Source organism: Arthrobacter sp. Sr33 (genome assembly GCF_054511195.1).
The window spans coordinates 57999-77125 of sequence record NZ_JBTNDD010000008.1; the positions used below are offsets into that span (position 1 = coordinate 57999).

Annotated in this window: 12 protein-coding genes and 1 tRNA gene; 5 read left to right on the plus strand and 8 right to left on the minus strand. The window is 65.0% G+C overall.

Annotation, left to right across the window (positions count from 1 at the left end; genetic code table 11):
* Positions 1 to 113 precede the first annotated feature (113 nt).
* The 6 genes from rho to argS form a co-directional block, all read right to left on the minus strand.
* Positions 114 to 2441 carry a transcription termination factor Rho gene (gene rho / locus ACX80T_RS11720; protein WP_459304496.1) on the minus strand — a complete coding sequence of 776 codons (2328 nt, stop codon included), beginning with the start codon at positions 2439 to 2441 and terminating at the stop codon, positions 114 to 116.
* A 360-nt stretch (positions 2442 to 2801) separates the two neighbouring features.
* Positions 2802 to 3806 (minus strand): homoserine kinase, encoded by a 1005-nt coding sequence (thrB, locus tag ACX80T_RS11725; protein WP_459304497.1) that lies wholly within the window; start codon positions 3804 to 3806, stop codon positions 2802 to 2804.
* Positions 3799 to 4926, minus strand: coding sequence for a threonine synthase (gene thrC / locus ACX80T_RS11730; RefSeq protein WP_459304498.1), 1128 nt, complete (start codon positions 4924 to 4926; stop codon positions 3799 to 3801). Before thrC ends, thrB begins: the two co-directional genes overlap by 8 nt.
* Entirely contained in the window at positions 4927 to 6246 is a 1320-nt protein-coding gene (locus tag ACX80T_RS11735) for a homoserine dehydrogenase (RefSeq protein WP_019483128.1), read from the minus strand.
* A 49-nt stretch (positions 6247 to 6295) separates the two neighbouring features.
* Positions 6296 to 7744, minus strand: a complete 1449-nt coding sequence (gene lysA, locus ACX80T_RS11740) for a diaminopimelate decarboxylase (RefSeq protein WP_459304499.1) — start codon at positions 7742 to 7744, stop codon at positions 6296 to 6298.
* Positions 7745 to 7746: 2 nt separating this feature from the next.
* Positions 7747 to 9396 (minus strand): arginine--tRNA ligase, encoded by a 1650-nt coding sequence (gene argS, locus ACX80T_RS11745; protein ID WP_459304500.1) that lies wholly within the window; start codon positions 9394 to 9396, stop codon positions 7747 to 7749.
* A 149-nt stretch (positions 9397 to 9545) separates the two neighbouring features.
* On the opposite strand from argS, the gene ACX80T_RS11750 reads away from it, so the two are divergent.
* The 3 genes from ACX80T_RS11750 (at position 9546) to hrpA (ending at position 14740) form a co-directional block, all read left to right on the plus strand.
* A tRNA-Arg gene (locus tag ACX80T_RS11750) sits at positions 9546 to 9618 on the plus strand.
* A gap of 191 nt (positions 9619 to 9809) precedes the next feature.
* Positions 9810 to 10778 (plus strand): helix-turn-helix transcriptional regulator, encoded by a 969-nt coding sequence (locus tag ACX80T_RS11755; protein ID WP_459304501.1) that lies wholly within the window; start codon positions 9810 to 9812, stop codon positions 10776 to 10778.
* A gap of 14 nt (positions 10779 to 10792) precedes the next feature.
* Positions 10793 to 14740 carry an ATP-dependent RNA helicase HrpA gene (gene hrpA, locus ACX80T_RS11760; protein ID WP_459304502.1) on the plus strand — a complete coding sequence of 1316 codons (3948 nt, stop codon included), beginning with the start codon at positions 10793 to 10795 and terminating at the stop codon, positions 14738 to 14740.
* A gap of 13 nt (positions 14741 to 14753) precedes the next feature.
* On the opposite strand, the gene ACX80T_RS11765 is transcribed toward hrpA, so the two are convergent.
* Both ACX80T_RS11765 and ACX80T_RS11770 read right to left on the minus strand, forming a co-directional pair.
* A complete protein-coding gene (locus ACX80T_RS11765; protein ID WP_024477027.1) occupies positions 14754 to 15185 on the minus strand; it encodes an HIT family protein in 432 nt (143 codons plus the stop codon).
* A gap of 121 nt (positions 15186 to 15306) precedes the next feature.
* A complete protein-coding gene (locus tag ACX80T_RS11770; RefSeq protein ID WP_116778480.1) occupies positions 15307 to 16155 on the minus strand; it encodes a sulfurtransferase in 849 nt (282 codons plus the stop codon).
* A gap of 136 nt (positions 16156 to 16291) precedes the next feature.
* On the opposite strand from ACX80T_RS11770, the gene ACX80T_RS11775 reads away from it, so the two are divergent.
* Together ACX80T_RS11775 and ACX80T_RS11780 are read left to right on the plus strand one after the other, a co-directional pair.
* Positions 16292 to 17386: a PLP-dependent cysteine synthase family protein gene (locus ACX80T_RS11775; protein WP_459304503.1), complete on the plus strand. Its 1095-nt coding sequence runs from the start codon at positions 16292 to 16294 to the stop codon at positions 17384 to 17386.
* A 32-nt stretch (positions 17387 to 17418) separates the two neighbouring features.
* Positions 17419 to 19077: an alkaline phosphatase D family protein gene (locus tag ACX80T_RS11780; RefSeq protein ID WP_459304504.1), complete on the plus strand. Its 1659-nt coding sequence runs from the start codon at positions 17419 to 17421 to the stop codon at positions 19075 to 19077.
* The last annotated feature ends 50 nt before the right edge of the window (positions 19078 to 19127 follow it).

Here is a 19127-nt window from a genome sequence, read left to right on the forward strand (position 1 = left end):
GATATAACCCATTTCGGGCGGTTTACCCGTCATTTCTGTTGACTCGGTTGGTTAAGCACAGCCGCCCACGCACCGTCCGGCGAACCGGTAGGGCGTGGGCGGCGGGTAGCTTGCTAGTCGTCGTCGTTCTTGGAACCCAATGTGGTCTTCTGGACCTGCATCAGGAACTCGACGTTCGACTGCGTCTCCCGGATCTTGTTGGTCAGCAATTCAAGTGACTGCTGTTCGCCCAGTCCGGAAAGGACCCGGCGCAGCTTCCACATGATCTTGACCTCGTCCGGGGACAGCAGCTTCTCTTCGCGACGGGTACCGGACGCGTTGACGTCCACCGCTGGGAAGATCCGCTTGTCAGCGAGGTTCCGGGACAGGCGCAGTTCCATGTTGCCGGTGCCCTTGAACTCCTCGAAGATGACCTCGTCCATCTTGGATCCGGTCTCCACGAGTGCAGTCGCGAGAATGGTGAGCGAGCCACCGTTCTCGATATTGCGCGCGGCACCGAAGAAACGCTTCGGCGGGTAGAGCGCTGCCGAGTCGACGCCACCGGAGAGGATACGTCCCGAGGCTGGCGCAGCCAGGTTGTAGGCACGGCCCAGGCGGGTCATGGAGTCGAGGAGCACCACAACGTCCATTCCCATCTCGACCAGGCGCTTGGCGCGCTCGATCGAGAGTTCGGCGACGGTGGTGTGGTCATCGGCAGGACGGTCGAAGGTCGAGGCAATGACCTCACCCTTCACCGTGCGCTGCATATCGGTGACTTCCTCGGGCCGTTCGTCGACCAACACCATCATGAGGTGAACCTCGGGATTGTTGATGGTGATCGCGTTGGCGATAGCCTGCAGGATGAGCGTCTTGCCCGCCTTGGGCGGGGAAACGATCAAGCCACGCTGGCCCTTACCGATGGGCGCAACCAGGTCGATGACGCGGGGGCCGATCTTCTTGGCCTCGGTCTCGAGACGCAGGCGTTCGGTCGGGTACAGCGGCACCAGCTTGGCGAACTCGACGCGGTCCTTGAGTTCCTCGGCTGGCTTGCCGTTGACCGAGGTCACGCGGATCAGCGCATTGAACTTCTGCCGGGTGTTGTTCTGGTTCTCGCCGTCGCGGGGGGCGCGGATGGCACCCACCACTGCGTCGCCCTTGCGCAGGTTGTGCTTCTTGACCTGGGCGAGGGAAACATAGACGTCGTTGGGACCGGGCAGGTAGCCGGAGGTCCGCACGAACGCGTAGTTTTCCAGGACGTCCAGGATGCCCGCGACAGGCAGCAGGACGTCGTCCTCGGTGACCTCGACGTCGTCGACCTCGGGGTTCTGGTTGCGGTTCCGACGACGATCGTTCCGGTCGTTGCGGTCGCGGAAGCGGTTGCCGCGATCGTTGCCACGATCATTGCTGTTACCGCGGTCATTACTGTTACCGCGATCGTTGTTGTTGCGATCGTTTCCGCTGTCATCGCGGGAGTTCCGGTTGCGGCGGTTGCGGTTGCGCCCACGCCCGTCGTCTTCCCGGTTCTCGTTGCCGTCATTCCGGTTGTTGGTCCGGTTGTCGTTGCCGTCGTTCCGGTTGTCGTTCCGGTTATCGTTGCGGTTGCGTCCGCCACGGTCAGTGCGGCCGTTCGACTCGTTCTGGTCGTTGGAGTCATTCGACTCTCCGGTGCCCTGGGCGCTCCGGTCAGCATTGTTCCGGTCAGCATTGTTCCGGTCAGCGTTGTTACGGTCAGTGCTGTTCCGGTCAGTTCCTCGCGAGGAATCATCCGACGACGACGTCTCGGAAGACTCGGTCGTGGTGCTGTCGGTTCGCTCTTCGCCGCGACGTCCACGCCGGTTTTCCCGGGGAGCGCGGCCACGGCCTCGTTCGCCACCGCTATCGCGGCCAGTGTTCTCACGGCCGTTGGTGTCACGGCCGCCGTTGTCACGGCTGTTGGAGCCGTCTGCGGTCTGCGCATCGTCGCCGGTTGAGGCGGCAGCCGCATCAGCCTGGGTTGCCTCGGCGGCGGGCAGGCTCACGACTCCGTCAGATCCGGCACGCCGGTTCCGGTTCCGGGTGCGCGATGGACGCTCCGTCTGCTCTGCTGCAGCGCCGTCGCTATCCTGTGCCGGCTCGGCTGCAGTGTCAGCGTCGCTGCTGGTGGCACGGCTGGATGAACGGCGCGAAGACCGGGCGGAGCCGTTTGACTGGCTGGCTTCCGATTGTGCGGCACCGTTCCCCTCTGTCGGGGCGGCGTCCTTGGGACGATCCGCTACCGCAGAACCACGCTGATGATCTGAGATGGCCGATACCAGGTCGCCTTTGCGCATCCTGGAACCGCCGGTGATGCCCAACTGACCGGCGAGAGCCTGGAGCTGGGCGAGCTTCAGCCCGGCAAGGCCGGAGCTTTTGGAAGCGGGAGCGTCGGCTGTGCCGGCGTTTGATGTGTCCACACCTGATAACAGGTCAGTGGTTTCAGTCACGAAGGATCCTTCCCCCTCGTCGGGCGGTCCAACTCTGAAGTGGACCGCGTTTGGTTAGCCCCGCCGCCGTCATACATTCTGGTCGGAAAGGGTTCGGTCCTGCCGGAAGAGTCCGACCTGGCCGTGCGTGCTGGGAACCTTCAGAAGTAAGTAGGCTGTCGGTTTATCTTCAAACCGCTGGCACTCTGTCATTCGTGGGAGGTTACACCGGAGGTGATGCGACTGCTGATAACCATGCAGCTTTGCGGCGGTCAAAAGAAAATGACGGCCAGATCAGCAGAAGCACTCAGCTGAACAGTAAACCATCCTGCCATAGTGCGACTGTTTGAAACAGTAACGACAGTTGAGATGGGTCACAGCTCATTTCCGTTGGTGCACCACCAGTTTAGCACCCTCGGGGGCCACGGTCAGCTTCAGGACGCGCCACTCGGTCGAGGAATTCTCGTTGATTGACTCGTCGGTCAGCGAATGGATGAGCTGTTCAACGGTCCTGGCCTCGGCGTCGCTGGTTGCGAAGGTCATCACCGTTGGGCCCGCCCCGGAAATCACTGCCGGAAACCCCTGCGCCCGCAGTTGCCGCATCAGAGTGGCGCTGGGCAGCATTGCCTGGGCACGGAAATCCTGGTGCAGCGCATCCTGGGTGGCATCCAGCAGGAATTCGGGCTCCCGGGACAAGGCGTGCACCAGAAGCGCCGCACGGCCCGCGTTCGAGGAGGCACTTGCATGCGAGACAGACGTCGGGAGCAGCGCCCGCGCCGTCTCGGTCGACAGGCTGGTGGCAGGAACGGCGGCTATCGGAATGATGGAGGGGTGCACCGGCACCCGGGTACTGCGGAAGACCCTTCCGGTTTCCCAGGAGATGGCCAACGCACCCAGCAGGGCAGGCGCCACGTTGTCGGGGTGGCCCTCAAGGGTCGAGCACAGCTGGAGCAGCCCAGCCGAGTCCATCCTGTCGGCGTCAGGCAGGAGGAAATTGGCGGCCAGCACGGCCGAGACGATCGCTGCGGCCGACGACCCGAGCCCCCTGCCGTGCGGGATCAGGTTCTGCGTCTCCAACTCGAGCCCCGGGCAGCCGAAGCCTGAGCGTTCGAGCGTCTCGAGCAGCGTGCGGGCCACCAGATGGGTTTCATCGCCGGGGAGATCCCCTGCGCCCTCGCCGGTCACGGTGACGGTGACGGTGCCGCTGGTGGTGGTCCGCACCGTGACAGTGTCGAACAGCGAAACGGCAAGGCCAAGGGTGTCGAATCCCGGCCCCAGGTTGGCGCTGGTCGCGGGGACGCTGATCGTTGCCGCCTGGCCTGCCGCCACCATCCTGGTGCCGGTGCCCCACCGTTCGGCCGCTGGCGAGGACACCCGTTCACTCACCCGCAGTATCCTCAAGGCCCAACGCTGTCGCGACGCTGACGACGTCGAAATCCACTTTGGTGGGCTCGACGTCGGACCCGTCGGCAGCTTTCAACGCCCACTGGGGGTCCTTGAGGCCATGACCAGTCACTGTGATCACGATGGTCTTACCCACCGGCGCCAACCCTGCCGCATGCTTTTTCAGCAGGCCAGCAACACCGGCCGCCGATGCCGGTTCCACGAAGACTCCCTCTCGTGCCGACAGCCAGCGGTGCGCTTCGAGGATTTCCTCGTCAGAGACGGCTTCAATCAGCCCACCGGACTCGTCGCGCGCTGCAATCGCCTGGTCCCAGGACGCCGGGTTGCCGATCCGGATGGCCGTCGCGATCGTGTCCGGCTCGGTCACCGGGTGGCCCTTGACCAACGGCGAAGCGCCCTCGGCCTGGAAGCCCCACATCACCGGACGCTTGGTGGCGACCGGGGCGAGCACTGTGCTGTCACCGACCAGGTGCGGGTTGGCGTAGGGCTCGGAGTATTCCTTGTAGCCCTTCCAGTAGGCAGTGATATTGCCGGCGTTGCCGACCGGGAGCAGGTGATAGTCGGGGGCGTCACCCAGGACGTCGACCACCTCGAAGGCTGCGGTCTTCTGGCCTTCGATACGCGCGGGATTGACCGAGTTGACGAGGAACACCGGGTACGCCTCGGCAAGCTTACGAGCGACATCGAGGCAGTTGTCGAAGTTGCCGTTGACCTGCAGCAGTTCAGCGCCGTGGGCGATGGCCTGGCTCAGTTTGCCCATGGAAATCTTGCCGTCCGGAACCAGCACTGCACAGGTGATGCCCGCCTGGGTGGCGTAGGCCGCAGCCGAGGCGGAGGTGTTTCCGGTGGAGGCGCAGACCACGGCCTTGGCCCCGGATTCAATCGCAGCGGTAATGGCCATGGTCATTCCGCGGTCCTTGAAGGAGCCGGTGGGATTCATTCCCTCCACCTTGAGGAACACCTGCGACCCGGTCAGTTCGGATAGCGCCTTGGCCGGGACCAACGGTGTCCCACCCTCGCCGAGGGTGATGACCTGGGTGGATTCTGTCACGGGCAAACGATCTGCATATTCGCGGATAACGCCGCGCCATTGGTGAGCCACTTAGGCTCCTTCCACTCGAAGGACACTGGTCACCGAGTTGATCACGGCGAGGTGCTGGATCTGTTCAACTGTTGCGGCGAGGGCCGCTTCGGTAGCGCGGTGGGTGACGATGCGAAGTTCAGCCGTCGCCTGGCCAGGGTCGTCCGCGGGATGGATGCTCTGCCGCAGGGTTTCAATGGACACGCCCTGCTCGGCGAACAACTGTGCGATCCGCGCCAGGACTCCTGGCTGGTCAGCGACGTCGAGCCCGATGGAGTAGCTCGTGCGGACTGCGTCGATATTCATGGACGGGACATGGCCGGTGGTGGTTTCGGTCCGGCCGGGACCGCCCAACACCAGGCGGCGCGCAGCGCTGACAACGTCGCCCAGCACCGCGGACGCGGTGGGGGTACCACCGGCCCCCTGTCCGTAGAACATCAGTTCGCCCGCGTTTTCGGCCTCGATGAACACCGCATTGAAGGCACCATGGACTGCGGCCAGCGGATGATCGCGGGGCAGCAGGGTCGGGTGCACCCTGACGCTGACGCCCTCGGTGCCAGCGCCGTCGGCGTCGTCCCTCGGCAGCAACTCGGCGATGGCCAGCAACTTGATGACAAACCCGGCGTCCTTGGCTGCGGCGATATCCGCGGCGGTCACCTTGGTGATGCCTTCGCAGTAGACGTCTTCCAGGGCAAATCGGGTGTGGAAGGACAGGGACGCGAGAATGGCGCCCTTGGCCGCGGCGTCGTGACCCTCCACATCGGCAGTCGGGTCAGCCTCGGCATACCCCAGGCGCTGTGCTTCGGCCAGGGCATCGTCGAACTGGGCGCCGGTGGTGTCCATCTGGTCAAGGATGAAGTTGGTGGTGCCGTTGACGATGCCCAGTACACGGGTGATGCGGTCACCGGACAGGCTGTCCCGGATGGGCCGCAGAATGGGGATCGCACCAGCGACCGCCGCCTCGTAGGAAAGCTGGACCCTTGCGGCGTCGGCCTTCTCGTAGAGGGTGGGCCCGTCGAGGGCGAGCAGCGCCTTGTTGCCGCTGACCACCGTGGCGCCGTGTTCGATCGACCGCAGGATCAGGGACCGGGCGGGTTCAATTCCACCCATCAGCTCGATCACAATGTCGACGCCCTCGACCAGTGACTCGGCATCGGTGGTGAAAAGTTCGCGCGGCAGGTCGACGTCGCGGGGTGCGTCAATGCTGCGCACTGCAATTCCGGTCAATTCAAGCCGGGCGCCGGTACGCGCTGCCAGCGCGTCGGCGTCCTCGAGCAGGATGCGCGCCACCTGGGATCCCACGTTGCCGCAGCCCAGCAAGGCGATCCGAAGTGTCGACATGGAGTCGGTGTTCGAAGCTGTATCAGATGAAATAGTGTCGCTCCTGCAATCAGTTGGTGGTGCGGGGGATGTCGCGGGCCAGGATGTCGTCCTCGGTTTCGCCGCGCACAATCAGTCTGGCCTGGCCGTTCCGGACTGCTATCACTGGCGGGCGGGCCACCCAGTTGTAGTTGCTGGACAGCGCCCAGCAGTAAGCGCCGGTGCCCGGCACAGCCACCAGGTCACCGGCATCGGTGTCCACGGGGAGGTAGACATCCCTGACCACAATGTCGCCGCTCTCGCAGTGCATTCCGACCACGCGGGACAGCACACCGGAGGCATCCGACGAGCGGGAGGCCAGGACCGCCGAGTAGTCGGCGTCGTAGAGGACCGGGCGGGGGTTGTCGCTCATCCCACCGTCCACCGACACATAACGCCGGGGCGCAGTGTCGCCACCCTCGACGTCGACCCTCACGGTTTTGGTCGTCCCCACGGTGTACAGGGTGAACGTTGTTGAACCTACGATCGCGCGACCCGGCTCAATGGAAATCCGTGGGACGCGCAGTCCCAGTTTGGCGCAGGTGGAACGCACGACGTCGGCCATCGCCACGGCGATCTCTGCCGGTGGGCGTGGTTTGTCGGTTTCGATGTAGGCAATCCCATAGCCGCCCCCGAGGTCCAGTTCGGGCAGCTCCACGCCGTGGCGGTCCCGAACGTCCGCCAGGAAGGCGAGCAACCTGCGTGCCGCGAGTTCGAAACCCTCGGGCTCGAAAATCTGTGACCCGATGTGGCAGTGGACGCCGAGCAGGTTGACCGTTTCGTGGCCCAGCGCCGCGGCGACGGCCTGAGCTGCGGGTGAGGACTCGCCGTCGGCCAGTGACAGCCCAAATTTCTGGTCCTCGTGGGCGGTTGCAATGAACTCGTGGGTGGAGGCGTGGACACCGGGGGTCAGCCGGAGCATCACGTTGGCCGTGGTGCCGCGGGCGGCGGCGAGGGCTGCCACCCGTTCGAGTTCGGGGAGGCTGTCCACCACGATGCGCCCCAGCTTCAGGTCAAGCGCACGGCCCAGTTCGGCGTCGGACTTGTTGTTCCCGTGCAGGCCGAGATGTTCACCGGGAATTCCCGCGCGCATGGCGATGGCAAGCTCCCCGCCCGAGCAGGTGTCAAGGCGTAGGCCCTCTTCAGCCACCCAGTGCGCTATTTCTGTGCAGAGGAAGGATTTCCCCGCGTAGTAGACGTCCACTCCCCCGCAGAGGTCGGCAAAGGCGGCGTCGAACGCGTCCTTGAAGCTCCGGGCGCGGGTCCGGAAATCGTCTTCGGACACGACGAACAGCGGCGTGCCGAACTGCTCGGCGAGATCACTGACCCTCAGGCCACTGATGGTGAGCTCGTCACCGGCGCGGTCGACGTCGTGAGCCCACAGGGCGGGGTTCAGCCGGTTGATGTTGTCGGGGTAGCTGAGCCAACCGGGGGCCAGCGGTGAGGCGTTATTCAGGTTCACTTCAGGTCCGTTTCCCATCGTCACATCCGCTCCGGTGCCGATACGCCAAGCAGCCCCAGGCCGTTGGCGAGCACCTGCTGGGTGGCGTTGTTCAGCCACAGCCTGGTGCGGTGCAGGTCGGTGACCGGCTCATCGCCGAGCGGCGCGATGCGGCAGGCGTCGTACCAGCGGTGGTAGGTGCCCGCGATGACCTCGATGTGGCGTGCCACCCGGTGCGGTTCGCGGAAGGCTGCGGCCTGGGCCACCATGCCGGGGAACTGGCCGAGCGCCGCCAGCAGTTCGCCCTCGGTGGGGTGGCTGAGTTCGGAGGCGTCGAACGCGCTCGTATCCACCCCTGCCGCGGCCGCGTTGCGCTCCACCGCGTGGGTCCGGGCGTGAGCGTACTGGACATAGAAGACCGGGTTGTCGTTGGTGCGCCGGGTCAGCAGGTCAAGGTCGATGTCGATGTTCGAATCCGCCGAGAAGCGGGCCAGGGTGTAGCGGGCGGCGTCGACACCCACGGCGTCGACCAGGTCCTCGAGCGTGACGACGGTGCCGGCGCGCTTGGACATCCTGACGGGGACGCCGTCCTTCATCAGGTTGACCATCTGCCCAATCAGCACCTCGACGGTGTCCGGGTCATCACCGAGCGCGGCTGCTGCTGCCTTAAGCCGGGCCACATACCCGTGGTGGTCGGCGCCGAGCATGATGATGTTCAGGTCGAAGCCGCGGCGGCGCTTATTGACGAAGTAGCCAATGTCGCCGGCGATGTAGGCGGGGGCGCCGTCCGATTTGATGACCACCCTGTCCTTATCGTCGCCGAACTCGGTGGACCGTAACCACCAGGCCCCGTCCTCGAGGAACAGGTTGCCCGAGGTTTTCAGTTTCTCCAGCAGGCCTTCGACGAATCCGTCCTGGAAAAGGGAGTGCTCGTGGAAGTAGACGTCGAAATCGACACCGAAGTCGTGCAGCGACTTTTTGATGTCGCCAAACATCAGGTCGACCCCGAGCTCACGGAACCGCTCGACCGAATCGTCCTGCTCCAGGTCGAGGATGGCTGGATCGAGCACCAGGACCCGGGCAGCGATGTCATCGATGTAGGCGCCGCCGTACCCGTCCTCGGGTGATGGCTCGCCCTTGGCGCTGGCCCACAGCGAGCGGGCGAACCGTTCCACCTGGGCGCCGTGGTCGTTGAAATAGTACTCGCGGGTCACCGCGGCGCCCTGAGACTGGAACAGGCGGGCAAGCGCGTCGCCGACGGCGGCCCAGCGGGTGCCGCCCAGGTGGATGGGTCCGGTGGGGTTGGCCGACACGAACTCGAGGTTGATCTTGGTGCCGGCCATGAGCCCGCTGGTGCCATAGCCGGCCCCGGCGTCGACGATTGAGCGGGCCAGTTCACCTGCGGCGGCGGCATCGAGGGTGATGTTCAGGAAGCCTGGACCGGCGATCGCCACGGTCTTGACGCCGTCGAGCTGTTCCAGCCGTCCACTGAGGAGCTGGGCGAACTCGCGCGGGTTCATCCCCGCCTGCTTGGACAGCTGCAGGGCAATATTGGTGGCCCAGTCTCCGTGTTCCCGGCTCCGTGGTCGCTCCACCCGCACCTCAGAGGGAAGCTCGACGTCGAATTCGCCCGCGGCGCCGGCGTCTTTCAGGCATGCGGAAATGGCAGCAGAGAGTTCTTCAGGAGTCACCCATCCAGCATAACGGCGCACGCCGCTGCGGCCATTTCTGTGACGCAGCGGCGCCCACCACACGAGGGCGGGCCAGGGGTTTTCGTCCAGGGGTGCTTCCCTGATAAGCTCAGTGAGTCCCATTTCGGGGCCGGTCTGACCGGCGTCCCGCCTTCGTAGCTCAGGGGATAGAGCGTCTGCCTCCGGCGCAGAAGGTCGTAGGTTCGAATCCTATCGAGGGCACAGAACAACCCCCAGATTTCACCGAAATCTGGGGGTTGACTGCTTTAACCGGCCAGGTCTGGCCGTGAGACTCCAGCACTGCACTGCCCCCGCACCCCGAAGCTGCCCGGTCGATTCGTTGCTGCTGTCTTCGGCTGAAATAGGGGCGATTCCGGACAGCTACTGACCTGGTTGAGGAGTATTTTGGAGCCATGTTGGAAACTTCGGCGCGGCTGCTCCACTTGCTTTCCCTGCTTCAGCTGCGCCGCGAGTGGACCGGCTCAGCACTGGCGGACCGGATGGACGTGACCGAGCGCACCGTCCGACGGGACATCGGCAAGCTCCGCACCCTGGGCTATCCCATCCATGCCTCGCCCGGCGTCGCCGGGGGCTACCAGTTGGGCGCTGGCGCGCAGCTGCCTCCGTTGTTGCTCAACGACGACGAGGCACTCGCCGTCGCCCTCGGCCTCAGCGCCGTCACGGCTAGCCCCGTCGCCGGAATCGGCGAGGCATCGGTGCGGGCGCTCACCAAGCTGGAGCAGGTGCTCCCCAGCCGACTCCGACCGCGGTTCGCCGGGCTGCGAAGCGCCGTCACCAGGATGGCGGCGGTGAGCACACCGGTCCGGCCCGAGATCCTCACCGCCCTGTCCTCAGCCATCACCGAACGACGCACCGTGGTGTTCCGGTACTCCCGCCAGGATGGCGAGTCTTCCCGGCGACTCGTTGAGCCCTACCGACTCGTGGACACCGGTAGACGCTGGTACCTGGTGGCCTGGGACACGATGCGTGAGGATTGGCGGACGTTCCGGGTGGACCGGTGTCAGAGCGTTCCGGCGCAGCGGGAGCGCTTCACCCCGCGCCCACTCCCGGCCCGTGAACTCGCCCTGTATGTGCAGCAGTCAATTACGCGTTTCCCTTACCAGTACGACGTCGTCGTGCGGCTGACCGGCAACATCAACGAGGTGTCACAAAAGGTGTCCCCGGATACCGCCGAACTCCAGAGCGACGGCGAGGAGCACACCCTGATGAGGGCCGGCTTCGACTCGCTCGACTGGCCGCTGATGCATCTGGTGGCGCTGGAGCTCGAGTTCGAGATCCTGGAACCGCCGCAAATGCGTGAGCGGGCCCGGTTGGCGGCGGCCCGGTTGACCAGGGCATCGGGAGATAGTCCTACCGCCTAGAATTGGAACCAATCATGGCACTGACTATCTCCTATCCCCCTGAACTGCCGGTTTCCGAGCGACGCGCTGACATTATGGCCGCGATCGCCGCGAACCAGGTGACGATCATTGCTGGCGAGACCGGCTCCGGCAAAACCACCCAGATTCCGAAAATGTGTGTGGAACTGGGACTCGCCGAAAACGGCCTGATCGGGCACACCCAGCCACGACGCCTCGCCGCCCGCACCGTTGCGGAACGTATTGCCGAGGAGTTGGACGTCAAGGTGGGGGCCGAAGTGGGCTTCCAGGTGCGGTTTACCGGCGAGGTCAGCCGCAGCACCAAGATCAAGTTGATGACCGATGGCATCCTGCTGGCGGAAATCCAGCACGACCGGCTGCTGAAAAAGTACAGCACCATCATCATCGACGAGGCCCATGAGCGCAGCCTCAACATCGACTTCATCCTCGGGTATCTGAAGCGGATCCTCCCGCAGCGACCCGACCTGAAGCTCGTCATCACCTCGGCCACCATCGATCCTGAACGCTTCGCCGCGCACTTCGCGGCCGACGAGGCCGTCAGCGTCAAGCAGCCTGCACCGATCATCGAGGTTTCCGGACGGACCTACCCGGTGGAAATCCGGTACCGCCCGTTGACCCAGCCGGCCGGCGAGGCTGACGACAGCGCCGACCCGGGCGATCAGGAGGAGGACCGCGACCCTCTTGACGCCGTGTGCGACGCCGTCGACGAGCTGGCTCGGGAAGCACCCGGCGACATCCTGGTGTTTTTCTCCGGCGAGCGCGAGATCCGTGACGCCGCCGATGCCCTCCGCGCCCGGGTGCAGGTCAACCCACGGCTGAAGGGCACCGACATCCTGCCGTTGTTCGCCAGATTGTCGCTGCAGGAACAGCACCGGGTCTTCAAGCCTTCCGGCCCGGGACGCAGGATCATCCTCGCCACCAACGTTGCTGAAACCTCCCTGACCGTTCCCGGGATCAAGTACGTGATTGATACGGGTACCGCCAGGATTTCGCGGTACTCTCACCGCACCAAGGTGCAGCGGCTTCCGATCGAGCGGGTGTCCCAGGCTTCCGCCAACCAGCGCTCGGGCCGCTGCGGCAGGGTTTCGGATGGCATCGCCATCCGCCTCTATTCGCAGGAGGACTTCGAGGCCCGCCGCCCGTTCACCGACCCCGAGATCCTGCGTACCAACCTGGCGGCGGTCATCTTGCAGATGACCGCCATGGGCGTCACCCGTGGGCCGAAGGATGTCGCCGACTTCCCCTTTGTTGAGCCTCCGGACTCGAAGGCGATCAACGACGGCGTCACGCTCCTGAAGGAGCTCGGTGCGCTGGAGGCTTCGGGAGGCATCTCGGCAGTTGGCCGGAAACTCGCCCAGCTGCCGGTTGACCCGCGGCTGGGCCGCATGATCGTGGAGGCCGGCCAGCGTGGCTGCGCCAAGGAAGTAATGGTCCTCGCCGCGGCCCTGACCATCCAGGATCCGCGTGAGCGTCCACAGGCCGATCAGGGCGCCAAGCTGCAAACCGCGACAGCGATGCACAAACGGTTCCTCGACGAGAATTCGGACTTCACCGGATACCTGAACCTGTGGCGGTACCTGCAGGAACAGCAGAAGGAACTGTCGTCGACCCAGTTCCGCAAACTGTGCCGCAACGAGTTCATCAACTATCTGCGGGTCCGCGAGTGGCAGGACCTGTTCGCCCAGCTTCGCCAGTTGGCCAAACCGCTGGGGATCACCCTCTCGCCCGACCCCGTCGATCCGGTGGGCAACGACACCGCAATCCATATCAGCCTGCTCGCGGGCCTGCTCAGCCACATCGGCCTCTACGATCAGCGCAAGCGTGAGTATGCCGGTGCGCGGGGTACCCGGTTCGCTGTGTTCCCCGGCAGCGCCTTGTTCAAAAAGTCGCCCGACTGGGTGATGGCAGCCGAACTGGTGGAGACCTCACGGCTCTGGGCGCGGGTGGCCGCCAAATTCGATCCCCTCTGGGCCGAAGACGTGGCGCCGCACCTGGTGAAGCGCAGCTACAGCGAGCCGCACTGGTCCCGGAAGATGGGGGCGGTGATGGCCCATGAGAAGGTCACCCTGTATGGCGTCCCGATCATCCCGCAGCGCCGGGTCAACTATGGGCGGATCGACCGCGAGGTTGCCCGCGACATGTTCATCAGGCATGCCCTGGTCGAGGGCGACTGGAAAACCCACCACAAATTTTTCCACCGCAACAAGGCACGCCTCGCTGAGATTGAGGAGCTGGAAAACCGGCTGCGCCGCCGCGACCTGATGGTCGACGACGAGACCCTCTTCGAGTTCTATGACGCCCGCGTAGGGCCCGAGGTGGTGTCCGAGCGGCACTTCGATTCCTGGTGGAAGGACACCCGTCACCGCCAGCCGGACCTGCTCGACTTCCTGCCCGGTGACCTGCTCGCCGAAAACAGCGACTTGGACGAATCAGCGTTCCCCAAAATCTGGCACCAGGGAAGCTTCGAACTGCCGCTGAGCTATGAGTTCTCCCCCGGTGTGCAGGGCGCGTCCGACGGCGTGACGGTGCAAATTCCCGTGGTTTTCCTGAACCAACTCGACGCCCGGCCGTTCCACTGGCAGATTCCGGGGCTCCGGGTGGAACTGGTGACAGCCCTGATCAAGTCGCTACCCAAGCAGGTCCGCAAGAACTTCATCCCCGCCCCCGATGTGGCGCGCAGCGCCGTCGCTGCGCTGCACACCGACTTCGACCCGGCACGCGACGACCTTGAGGAGTCCCTGGAACTGGTACTCCGCCGGTTGAAGGGCCACGTCATTGCCCCCGGGTCGTGGAACCGGAGCGTCCTTCCCGAACACCTCCTGATGAGCTTCCAGGTGATTGACGGCCAGGGCAAGATCCTCGACGAGGGGACCGACCTTGCCGCCCTGCAGGAACGACTGGCGCCGCAAACACGCCGCGCGATTGCCGAATCCCTCGGTGCCACACCCGCTACCACCCGGCCGGCAAAGGCACCCGCCCGCGCGACGTCAGCAGCAAAGTCCCAACCGGGGAAGTCCCAACCAGCGCATCCCGTGGGCATCGGGATCACCGAGCGGTCCGGCCTGACGTCGTGGACGTTTGGCGACCTTCCCCGGCAGGTGACCCGGCTGGTGAACGGACACACGGTGACGGGCTACCCGGCGTTGACCGACGAGGGTACCGCCGCCGGACTCGCCGTCTTCCCCAACCCGGCCGAGCAGGGTGCGTCAATGCGCGACGGAGTGATCCGACTCCTCGTGGTGCGCGTTCCCAGCCCCGCCAAGTATGTGTTGGAGCATCTCAGCAACGCCGAGAAGCTCACTTTCAGCCAGAACCCGCATGGCAGCGTTGCGGGACTGATCGAGGACTGCACACTCGCGGCGGTCGACAAGCTGACCCCCGAGGCACTGCCCTGGACCGAGGCCGAGTTCAACTCCCTTTACGAAACCGTGCGGGCCGAACTCATCGACACGGTCTTCACTGTCACCGCCACAGTTGAAAGGATCCTGTCCAGCACCCGCCGGATCGAGAAGCAACTCAAGGGCTCCACCAGCCTCGCCCTGATCACCGCGCTGAACGACGTCCGGAGTCAGCTGGAACAGCTCGTCTACCCGGGGTTCGTGGCGAAAACCGGCTACACCCAGCTCAGTCACCTGCCCCGCTACCTGACCGGCATTGAGACCCGGGTCGCCAAGCTGGCCGGCAACGTGCAGCGCGATTCGCTGGGCACGGCTGTGGTCCAACGCCTGGAGGACGAGTACGACGACGCCGTCGCCGCCCTCGTTCCCACTGGCCGGAAGACGCCTCCCGCGTTGCTGCGGGTGCGCTGGATGCTCGAGGAACTGAGAATCAGTCTGTTCGCGCAGGAGCTCGGCACCGCGTACACCGTTTCGGAGAAGCGGATCCGTGCGGCCATCGGCGAGGCCATGGCCGCGCAGCGCACCGGGGTGGGCTCGACCGGGTAGCTAAAGGCTGCCGCTATCCGTCGGTTGGTACGTGCTCGCCGTGCCCGGCCGACCGTAGGGCTCCCCGCAGCGCGTCAGCGTTGGCGTCGAGCCGGGCCGGATCCGGGTTGTGGTCGACCGCGTGAACGTCGAAGTCGCTGGCGCTCTGCGTCGGCCAGACATGGACGTGCAGGTGCGGTACCTCGTACCCCTCCATCAGCACTCCCACCCGTTTCGCCGAGAACGCGGTGGTTTGCGCCTTCGCGATGGTCTGGGCGACCGCCATCACCTTGCCCAGCAGCTCAGGTTCCGCCTCCACCCAGTGCGCCACCTCCTGACGGGGCAGCACCAGGGTATGCCCGTCGGTGAGCGGAGCGATCGTGAGGAACGCGACGACGTCGTCGTCCTTCCAGACGAAGCGCCCCGGAATGTCGCCGTCGATGATCTTGGTGAACAGGGTACTCATGCAAACTCCTTCAGTTCCGGATCGAGTCAACACAGATAACGGGTTTCACGTCGAAAATCGGCTATTTGTGTTGACTCGATGGTGGGGTGTGTTGACTCGATGGTCGGGGTGGGTGGTCGGGTTAGGCGCCGGTGGCGACCGGCAGGTCCGAGCGGGATGACCATTGGGACCAGGACCCCGGATAAAGCGCCGCCGGGTAGCCGGCGATTTCCAGGGCAGCGATCTGGTGGGCGGCGGTAATGCCCGATCCGCAGTACACTGCGACGTCGACGGCGTCGTTGACGCCAAAGGCTTCGAAGCGCCGGCGCAGATCGGCGGGTGTCTTGAACCTTTGGTCGGGGGCAAGATTCTCGCTGGTGGGCGCACTCACCGCACCCGGAATGTGGCCGGCTTTGGGGTCGAGTGGTTCCACCTCGCCGCGGAAACGCTCTCCGGCACGCGCGTCCAGCAGCACACCGTGCTCAGCGATGCCCTGCACACCATCGATGTCGGTGACCGGCATTGCACCACTGCCGCCCTCTTCGTCGAGGCCCAGCTCCACCTCGCCGAGGCAGTGCTGTTCCTCGCCCCCTTCTGTCTCGTACCCGGCGTCGACCCAGGCGGCGAGGCCACCGTCGAGCAGCTGCACCGTGTCGAGACCCGCCCACCGCAGCAACCACCAGAGCCGGGCGGCAGAGGTATTGCCTGAATTGTCGTAGGCCACCACCACGTCGCCGTCGTTGATGCCCCACTGCCGGGCGGCTTCCTGCAGTTGCTCGAGGCCAGGCAGCGGGTGCCTGCCCTCCCGCGCCGACGGTTCACCGCTCAGTGTGGCTTCGAGGTCAACGTACACGGCGCCGGGGATGTGGGCTGATTGGTAATGACCGTGGCCGTGGGGATCGCCCAACGCCCAGCGGACATCCAGCAGAACCGTCTGCAGGCCGGAGGTCATCCGGTCCCGCAGGGTCTGCACGTCCATCAGAGTCTTCATCAAGATCTCCTTTTAATGTGACCGGCAACACTGCCGGACCTGATGCAATCCAGTCCACCACAGCCCGGGCCGGTACTCCAATCTCGTCGCCAACGACTTTCCGCCCCTCCGTTGGGCGGCCCGGTAGGCTGAACCAGTGAACATCCTGAGCCCCCTCTCCAACCGGTCCTGGGCTGCTGAGGCCATCCGCCGGATCGAGGCTGAAAACAACCGGTCAGCCGACACCCATCTCTACGCGGTCCCCCTGCCTGAACACTGGGGAGTCGACCTGTTCCTGAAGGACGAGTCGACCCACCGGACAGGCAGCCTCAAACACCGATTGGCTCGGTCGCTCTTCCTGTTCGGACTGGTCAACGGCTGGATCAACGAGCATACGACGGTCGTTGAGGCGTCCAGCGGGTCGACGGCGGTTTCCGAAGCGTACTTCGCGCAACTTCTGGACCTGCCGTTCATCGCTGTGATGACCCGCACCACGAGCAAGGAAAAGATCGACCAGATCGAACAGTATGGCGGCGCCTGCCACTTCGTTGACCACGCCTCCGAGGTTTACGCCGCCGCAGCAGGCCTTGCCGCCACGACTGGCGGCCACTACATGGATCAATTCACCTACGCTGAGCGGGCAACGGACTGGCGTGGCAACAACAACATCGCCGAGTCGATTTTCGGGCAGCTGGCCCTGGAGCAGCATCCGGTTCCCGACTGGATCGTGGTGGGCGCCGGGACGGGCGGCACCAGCGCCACCATCGGGCGTTACATCAGGTACCAGCGCCACCACACCCGGCTGGCCGTGGTCGACCCGGAGAACTCGGCCTTTTATCCGGCCTGGCGTACCCCCGGCACCGCGGCGGCGGGGAGTCCTTCCCGGATTGAGGGCATCGGACGGCCGCGGCTGGAACCAAGTTTTGTACCCGGCGTCATTGACCACATGATTCAGGTCCCCGACGCCGCGTCGGTCGCGGCGATGCGCCACCTACGCCAGCTCACCGGTCTGCATGCGGGCCCGTCAACCGGCACCAACCTGTGGGGAGTCTGGGGGCTGATCGCGGACATGGTCGGCCAGGGTCGCCGCGGCAGTATTGTCTCGCTGATGTGCGACGCCGGCACCAGATACACCGGGTCCTACGACGACGACGCCTGGCTGGCAGCGCGGGACCTGGATCCAGCCCCCTACCTGGCAGTGCTGGAGCGCTTCTTTGTCACCGGGAGCTGGCCCGGTGAACCTGCCAGATAGCGGCGGTCTCGGGAACCGGGTAGAACTGAATAATGACTGATTCCCTGGTACTTGGCCCCATGATGCGCTACGTCGATCTGACCTCGGCCAGCATCTGGGTGGAAACCCGCCAGGCTGCACGGGTCACGGTGACGGCCGGTGACCAGTCCTGGACTGCCCGGACGTTCGGTGTACATGGCCACCACTACGCCCTGGTGGAGGCTAACGGTCTGGAACCGGGAAGCGTCACCGCCTACACGGTGTCGATTGATGGGGAGCAGGTGTGGCCCGTGGAAGGGTCAGCGTACCCGCCGTCAATGATTGCGACGCTGACCCCTGACAAGCCCATCAAAATGGCGTTCGGTTCGTGCCGGACCAGTGTCCCCCACAACGAAGCGGGAAACAGTAAACACGGTGTCGATTCGATGCGTGCCTACGCCCTGCAGATGGCCGCGGGAGTGGACGACGTCGCCTGGCCCGATCTGGTGGTGTTCCTGGGCGACCAGGTGTACGCGGATGTGACGAGCGACGCGATGCAGGAGTTCATTAGGGCGCGCCGGGACATTGACGAGGAGCCCGGGGAGGAGCTCAAGGACTATGAGGAGTACGCCCACCTGTACAACCTGGCGTGGTCCGACGACGCCAACCGCTGGCTCCTGTCCACCCTGCCCAGCGCAATGATTTTCGACGACCACGACATTCGGGACGACTGGAACACCTCCCTGGCCTGGAAGCACGCGATGGAGGCTACCTCCTGGTGGCAGGGCCGGATCGTCTCGGGGCTGGCTTCCTACTGGGTGCACCAGCACCTGGGCAATCTTTCACCCGAGCACCGGGACCAGGACGAGATCTGGCAGTTGATCAGCTCGCACGACGGCGAGACGGAACTGGACATCAGCAACGTGCTGGACCAGTTCGCTGACCGGGCCAATCAGGAGCCGTCCACCTACCGGTGGAGCTTTGCCAGGGAAATTGGTGACGTCCGACTGGTGGTCCTGGACTCCCGTGCGGGCCGGGTACTCGACCCCGCCCAGCGGTCAATCCTCGACGACCGGGAAATGAAGTGGCTGGATGGACAAATGCAGGGCGGCTTCCGGCATCTGCTGATCGCCACCTCGCTGCCGTTCCTGCTCCCTGCGGGTTTGCACCACATCGAAGCCTGGAACGAGGCACTCGCCGACGGCGCCTGGGGCAGGTTTGGGGCGAAGATCGGCGAAAAGATGCGGCGCACTGTGGATCTGGAGCACTGGGGTGCGTTCCAGCGAAGCTTCCGACAGGTGGCGACGATGGCGGTTGAGGTGGCAGATGGGAAACGCGGCAAGGCACCCGAAACCGTCACCTTCCTGTCGGGGGACGTGCACTTCTCGTATGTCTCCGAGGTGGAGCGCACCTCGGGGAGCCGGATCATCCAGGCGGTCTGTTCGCCGATCCGCAACCCGCTCCCCCGCGCCATGCGTTTTGCTACCGCCATCCTGTCCTACGGCGTCGCAAGCCCGGTGGGGGCACTGGTGGCCCGGTCGGCGAAGGTGCCGAGTCCGCCCTTCCGCTGGTCCGGGCTGAAAGGCCCCTGGTTCGACAACAATCTGGCCGGCCTCGAAGACGGCCCAGCTGGTCTGCGGTTCTGGTGGGAGCGCGGGGTGGTGGTCGACGGCGACCACCTCTCACCCCGGTTGGAAGAGGTCTCCACGGTGACCGTCTCACCGCGGAACTAGCTCATCACGCGGTTTGAATCCGTCACTGCGTTGGATGTACTGACCGGAGC